The following is a 6,505-nucleotide window of genomic DNA, read 5'->3' as shown; positions in this document are numbered from 1 at the left end:
CACCACTCACAAGGCCGCGAAGGTGTTCGCGCATGGGTTGTGCTGCTGCACCCTCTTGCCTCTTGCTTCGCTGACCCCACCAGAAACGCGACACAAAGTCAGTGCGATTGCGTCTGTTGCCAAGGGGGGCGGCAAGAAGTCCCCATGCCGATTTACCGGCAACGATCTCAGCAAGCTCGGGGAAGTAACTTCCACGATCCGCAACTCTAGCTGGCACTGCGTCTCTCCCAGGCATTTCCAAGGTCACATTTTCTGCAGCACCGTTTCCGTTGGTGGCCACCACAATCGAGAATCCCCGCAGACTCTCGTGCAGTGGATAAAAGGGCGCCGCGATCTCACCGATCTTGACAATGCTCTTTGATCCAAACGCCTCGTCACCAAGCTTCATCAGGACGCTTGCACGCTCGGTGACAACCTCAGCAACGATGTCGCGCAGAAGTGTCGTTTTGCCCGTGCCTGGAGGGCCGTTCACAGAGAAGAGACCAGCATCATTCCTTAGAGACGAGAAAATGCTGTTCACCGCGAACTGCTGGCTAAATGCCAGTGCGTGGTCGGCGGGCCACCGGCCTTTCGGCATCTTTTTGGGCGACAGAGCTTCGGCAAGAAGATGGTTGTTCCCCTCCTCACGAACATCCACGCGGGCGCGGATTTTTGCCACCGCTCCACCGTCAAGAAACTGTCGCAGCCCCTTTCCGAAATCCCCACGCTCCACTGCTGCGGTGATCTTCCGCAGATCCGCTGCATAGAAGCTTGAAAGTCCCTCAGAAGATTCGTTTCTGTCCTGGGCCTGGTCTTTGCGGGCGCGCGTGGCACGTACACGGGCAGTCGTGTTTGGATGAACTACGTGGTGCGGGATATTCAGGTGCGAAGCGACCTTAATCACGAGCGCATGCAGCCACTGGCAGGAAGGTAGCTCCTGGTGTTCATGGAACCGTTCAACCTCATGAGCAAGCCACTGCGAGAGGCCCATGGAGATCACATTGAAACCTGTGAAACCGCTTTGTGGATTCTGGACATCACTTGACGGCTCTGGCAGATCATCGTGACCGCATTCACCGCCTTCTAGCAACTCGTCCAACGTTGCCCCATCACGCAACATGAAGCCAGACGCCCATGCCGAGAGAGACAAGGAGAACGACTGCACAACCGGCATACCGGTGTGATCAAAGCGGAGGTCAAAGAGTCGTGCAACTCCATCTCGCTTGTCGCCTTCTTCCTCATCCACATCGCGCGATAGCGCCTCGACAACAAGGGCCGAAAGTTCATGGGTCTCGTACAGTCCACATTGCGCGTCGTAGACCCAGACCATGTTGGCCTCTATAGGCTTTGCAAGGTGCTCTGGGTCTCTCCACGGGAATGAGTGGTCTATGGATTGCTTGATGCCATACACGGGGCAAGCAACGTCACTCGGATTGACGCGCAATGCGTCTTGCGGGGTCAGCGCCTCAATGGCTTGCCAAAATTCCAGTACGTTGCTATTCACTGTGTTCCCCCTCACTACACGCTCAAGGCGTGTCGATGGTGCCGCGACTCGTTTTGATTTGCTGCCCCACCATGAACCGTTGCTGCGAAAGAATGGGCGTGTGTGGGTTGGTTTTGGTGACAGTCACAAGGTCTAATCCCTGAGGACCATCGGCCAGAACAAATACGGCCATCGCGTCAGAGAAATGCAGATAGACGCAGGACATGCCGTATCGCTGCTGATACTTCCTTGCAACCTCTGGCAGCAGATCTGCGCGAAGCAGTCCTTTGTGATTGAGCACCCCAGCTAAAGTGCGCCAGGCCTTGGTCCATCGAGCATCCGGTATCTTGGACAGGTCGTTTTCCGAGTACCGGTCGAGGCCTTCGCTGATTCTTCCAACCCAGCGGTGCATTGCGTGCCTGGTGATCTGGACGGGGCGATTGAGCAAGCCGCACTGCAGCTCCACTCGCGGAAACCTTGGCCCCAGAGAAAGATGCATCTCAGGCTCTACAGCCTTAGGTTCTTCATCTTTCCAACGTTGCACCTCGTAGGTCGCTTCGAAATATTTGGTTGCCAAGAAGGTTGCTGCAGCTCCCACTGCGGCGCTCTCAGCCTTGCCAGTTCCGTGAACCTTCAGCGATCCCTTCAAAAGCGCCTTGCGAACAGCGCTGGATGAGAGGCATACCCGCATGTCCGTGCCGAGCCTGTTTTCGCCGTGGATTTCGCGAACTTCAAGCAAGTAGTGAAGGGCATGGATTTCAGCCAATGCCGCGCGGTCAGAGGCATGAACCTCATTCACGCTCACCCGTAGGCTCCCCTGTATGGGGCGAGAGTTCGGGTTGGTCTTCCACTTCCAGCGTGTGATGAAGTCACCGCCCTCTACTGGATCTGTGCTGACTGCGAGAACTGACACTTTTATTCCTTGGTTTTATGAACGCCGATCTTGCCTAAAAGTCGCGTCCACAGTGAGCTTGATTCCTTTGCCTGCAGTCGCTTGGCGATGGCATGCATTTTCGCGTTCGCATCGCGCAAGGCGTCTAGTTCACTCACCATCTTTTGAACCAGCAACGAAACCGACTCAACCTCCGTAGCGTCACCCTCGTCTTCTGTCGCTGCCAGATGCTCGTCCCTGGCCAGCTGTACCAACTCCGCAAAGGCCAAACGCTCGGATGGTTCCATGGATAGCGCGGCCGTCTTGAGCGACAGCAACAGTTCTCGCACTCGGTTTGCACGCGCGGCGCGCTCCATGCGAGAGACCTTCTTGGCGCCAAAGATTTTTCTCAGGACGCTCTGTTCGCTCACTTGGCAAGCCTGGCTCTCGGTATGGGCTCTCGTCATGTTTGCACTTTCGCTGGACCCCGTTTCATTGCGGGTAGTTGCATTGTAATTGCTTTAGTTGCAATTGACAATTGCATTTATACAATTATCTAATGCACCAATTTCAGTTCACACTCTGCATGTAAAGAGTTCAATTTCTTGACTTGATGCCGCATTGCAACAGACAATTACACTTTCTCGATGGAGCAATTCACACATGTCATTCGCTGATGCTGTCCTCAAAAAATCACCAGCGGGAGGGAACCCACATCACTCCAACGAACCGTTGCACTTCATCTCGACGGGCGGGAACGACAAGAAGGCGGTGGAATACCTCAACGAACTCTTCCCTCGCGCAGCACGAGAGGGTGTGAGCGATGTGCATTTCGAGGACAGCGGAGACAACTGCTTCATCCGCTTTCGCAATCGAGGTGTCCTGGAGATCGTTGATGTGGTGAGCAGGCAACTGTCAGCGGACTTCAACGCGAAAATCCGAATGAAGTCCAAGATGTCGCTCGTGGAGCGGATGGCCCCGCTGGACGGCAAATTTGCCTTCGCTGTTGACGGCCGGGTGGTGGACGTGCGTGTAAGCGTGCTCCCGCTGGGCTCTGGCGAGTCAGTTGTTTGCCGTTTGCTTGATCAATCGGCCCATCTGGTCACTCTGGATGAGCTGCAAATGCCAGAGGACATCCGTTCAGCCATCCGGCATGTGATTTCGCAGCCGCAAGGACTCTTTTTAGTCACTGGGCCCACGGGCTCCGGCAAGACAACGACGCTCTACGGCATCCTCAAACAGATCAATTCCCCAGCCGTCAAGACTATGACGATTGAGGACCCGATTGAATTTCGCATCCAGGGGATCGTCCAGGCCGCAACAAACCTGAAGCTGACATTTGCACGGGCCTTGCGCGCCATGCTTCGCCAAGACCCGGATGTGATTCTGGTGGGCGAAATTCGCGATGAAGAAACGGCAGGCCTGGCCACCCAAGCGGCCTTGACTGGACACATTGTCCTTTCCACCTTGCACGCCAACTCCGCGACAGTGACCCTGAACCGGATGCTGGACTTGGAGGTGGACCCAAACGCTCTCTCAGCGGCTCTCGGAGGCTTTCTCGCCCAACGGCTTGTGAGGACTCTTTGCCCCCATTGCCGCCAGCAGCAGCCTCTCGACGGGTATATCCGCTCCCAAATCATTGAAGCCGGTGTTTCGGAGCAGGAAATCGACGCCATTGGCCTGATCTACACCAACAACCCATCGGGGTGCAGCCATTGCCATGACGGATGGCTCAGTCGTACCCCTGTGTTCGAAATCATCCTGGCGACCCCAGAAGTCCGCATTGCCGTCGAGCACGGCGATCTCAAAGCACTCAAGGCAGCAGCAGCCCTGCAGCCCCAGTACCGCACCCTGTCGCACGATGCCTACCGGCTCGTCGCGAAAGGGATCACCAGCGTCGGAGAGGCCATGGCCGTCACCGGCTCAGCCATGGTCGTGTCGGAAGACGCTACCGAATAGGAAACCCATGCAACGAAGAAACATCCTGTCTTTGCTGGCGGCAACAGCTGCAGCTCCCGCCCTCGCCCAATTGCGCAGCCAGGCGCCACAACCACAGGTCCCAGCGCCTGACGCGAAGCCCTATGACGTGCTTGCACAGCCCATTGCGGATGATCGCAAGCGCGTTCGCCTACTCTTTGCCTACGACTGCCCTTTCTGCTTGCGGTATCACAACGGCCTCGTAAGCTGGGGTGCATCGTTGCCATCTGGCGTGACTTTTGATGCTTACCCCGTCATCCCTGACGGCGAAAACCCGAAGGTTGCGATGGCCGTGGTTGGACGCCTGATCGGCCAAGCCCTCGCTCCCAAGTCCCTGCCCGCCTTTGACTACGCCATGTACACGGCCATCCAGGGCGATCCCATGTCCAGCATTCTTCCCAGTTCGAAAATGACCATGGACGATGTACTGGACGCCCTGGTGCAAGCTGGGGTCAACCAGCGCGAGATGCAGCAGTTCCTGCGTACCAAGGGCAAGGGCATCGAGAAGAGACTTTCAGCGCACGTCAGCGCGATCAAAACCTACCAGTTGACCGCCACCCCCTCCGTGGCCATCGGCGGTCGCTATGTGGTCAATCCCGACCATTCACAGGGCAATCCCCAGCACATGCTGCTACTTCTGAACGGCATTGTCAGCCGCGTTGTCCAAGGAGACACCCATGCGCTTTAACAAGCTGGCATCCCTGTTGGTCGCAAGCCTCTCGCTGTCCGTGGCGGTGGCCCAGACCACCCCCTTGTCGGACTATTTCAAGGGCTCCAACGGCAAGCCTCCAAAACTGCAGGCACCTGCGGCCGAAGAGATCCCTCAATGGCTCAAGGATTCACGCAAACTCAACGACATGCTGGGCTCCGATGCCAAAGCCCGCATCGAAAACCCTAAAGTCGTCCACAAGGTCAGCAAGGTGTTCGCAGGCCTCGATGCCTTTGTGGTGGAGGGAACGGAGTTCAGTGACGATCACCCTGACGGGAAGCAGCAGCTCTACTTCTTCTACTCGGACGCCGCTCAGGAATACCTGTTCGTTGGCATGGCCATAGACATGAAGCGCGGCCGAGATGTGAGCATGGATCTGGAACGCTATCTGCGTGGCCAGCTCGCTGAAAGCCCTGCGAAGGCGCTGCGCCCCGAGGAGATGCACAGCATCGACATGCCAGGTGGGAAGACGAACGCCCCACCCCTCACATTTGTGGTCGATCTGGGTCCGCAAGCTGGGAGGGATAGCTTCCTGAATGTGGTGCAGATGCACAGGTCGCTCATGGCGTCTGGTGACAACCCGCGCACGGTCAAATTCATCATGGTGACCAATGCCAAGAACGAGTTGTCTGGCGCTGCAATGGCGATTGCCTATGGCTCTCACGCCGCGAGTGGTGATGGGATTGCGCGCCTGGTGGAGTTCGCTCGGGCTGGTGAGAAGACTGCCTGGCTCCAACCCCGCAAACTGGGGAACGACGCCGGCACAAAGCAGATGCTGGGGACTGGCATCTTCAAGCTGGACACAAACTCGACCCAAGCTCTCTTGGCCAAGCTGGACACCCTGCCCCTGATCTACATCGGTTCCGGTGGGAAAACCAGTAACGTCCCGATGCCACTTTCAGCACCGGAGTGGAAAAAACTGCTGACGAGCAAGTAAGTTTGTCTGGACAAGAAAAAGCGCCATCAAATGGCGCTTTTTTTTTGAGTGAGAGGACAGGGTGATGGAGGGGTTTCTGCCACCCATGAAACCTGAGCACCGTAGCTCATGGCCTCTTCTTTCACTAGATCAATGGCACCCCCATTGCTTCTGTGTATCTCATACCAATGGTTTATCAGGCGCGCTACGTTGGAAGGGTCTGTCAGCTTAAAAATGCCTACGTCAATGCCTGAGGCCTCGCATAGCAATTCAATGGCGGACCATTCGAAAAGAATCTGCCCATCCGATCCCCACCGTAGCTGCAGATCCGCAAAGGACAGGCTTGGAGGGATTCGGAACGAGAGATCAAGATGGTTTCCTGATTCGATCATGCTATGAATTGTCGTGCATACAAACCAATTTGTAATCAGTTGTATTACTTAGTTGATAAATATGATGCGGCATGCCCTCCTTAATGATGAATTAAGGATCTTGTGGCAAAAAAAACCGCCCTCTCGGGCGGCTAAGCCTCAAATAGAGGCGGGAGGGTCGGAGGAAACTTGAGTATCG

General features: G+C 56.2%; 5 protein-coding genes and 1 pseudogene. 3 read left to right on the top strand and 3 right to left on the bottom strand.

The genetic code is table 11. The annotated features are described in order from the left end of the window. The 3 genes and pseudogenes from ISS20_RS22705 to ISS20_RS22695 form a co-directional block, all read right to left on the bottom strand. A pseudogene (locus ISS20_RS22705) lies at nt 1–1,483 on the bottom strand (hypothetical protein); the annotation flags it as partial. Between the two features lie 22 nt (nt 1,484–1,505). Beyond that, the gene (locus ISS20_RS22700; protein WP_291439792.1) at nt 1,506–2,375 is read right to left on the bottom strand and encodes a hypothetical protein; all 870 of its coding nucleotides are present in this window, start codon (nt 2,373–2,375) and stop codon (nt 1,506–1,508) included. A 2-nt stretch (nt 2,376–2,377) separates the two neighbouring features. Beyond that, nucleotides 2,378–2,764, bottom strand: a complete 387-nt coding sequence (locus ISS20_RS22695) for a hypothetical protein (protein WP_291439790.1) — start codon at nt 2,762–2,764, stop codon at nt 2,378–2,380. Nucleotides 2,765–2,996: 232 nt separating this feature from the next. Between ISS20_RS22695 and ISS20_RS22690 the strand changes: the two genes are divergently transcribed. Genes ISS20_RS22690 through ISS20_RS22680 form a run of 3 tightly spaced genes read left to right on the top strand, consistent with a single transcriptional unit; the run spans nt 2,997 to nt 5,956 of the window. Then, nucleotides 2,997–4,292: a GspE/PulE family protein gene (locus ISS20_RS22690; RefSeq protein ID WP_121944240.1), complete on the top strand. Its 1,296-nt coding sequence runs from the start codon at nt 2,997–2,999 to the stop codon at nt 4,290–4,292. Nucleotides 4,293–4,299: 7 nt separating this feature from the next. Continuing rightward, nucleotides 4,300–4,998: a hypothetical protein gene (locus ISS20_RS22685; RefSeq protein ID WP_291439787.1), complete on the top strand. Its 699-nt coding sequence runs from the start codon at nt 4,300–4,302 to the stop codon at nt 4,996–4,998. Next, nucleotides 4,988–5,956 carry a hypothetical protein gene (locus tag ISS20_RS22680; RefSeq protein ID WP_291439786.1) on the top strand — a complete coding sequence of 323 codons (969 nt, stop codon included), beginning with the start codon at nt 4,988–4,990 and terminating at the stop codon, nt 5,954–5,956. The genes ISS20_RS22685 and ISS20_RS22680 overlap by 11 nt, the downstream gene beginning before the upstream one ends. Nucleotides 5,957–6,505: the final 549 nt, after the last annotated feature.

Origin of the sequence: Acidovorax sp. (assembly GCF_016783915.1) — a bacterium.
GTDB lineage: Bacteria > Pseudomonadota > Gammaproteobacteria > Burkholderiales > Burkholderiaceae_C > Acidovorax.
This window is presented reverse-complemented; position numbering and strand designations above follow the sequence as displayed.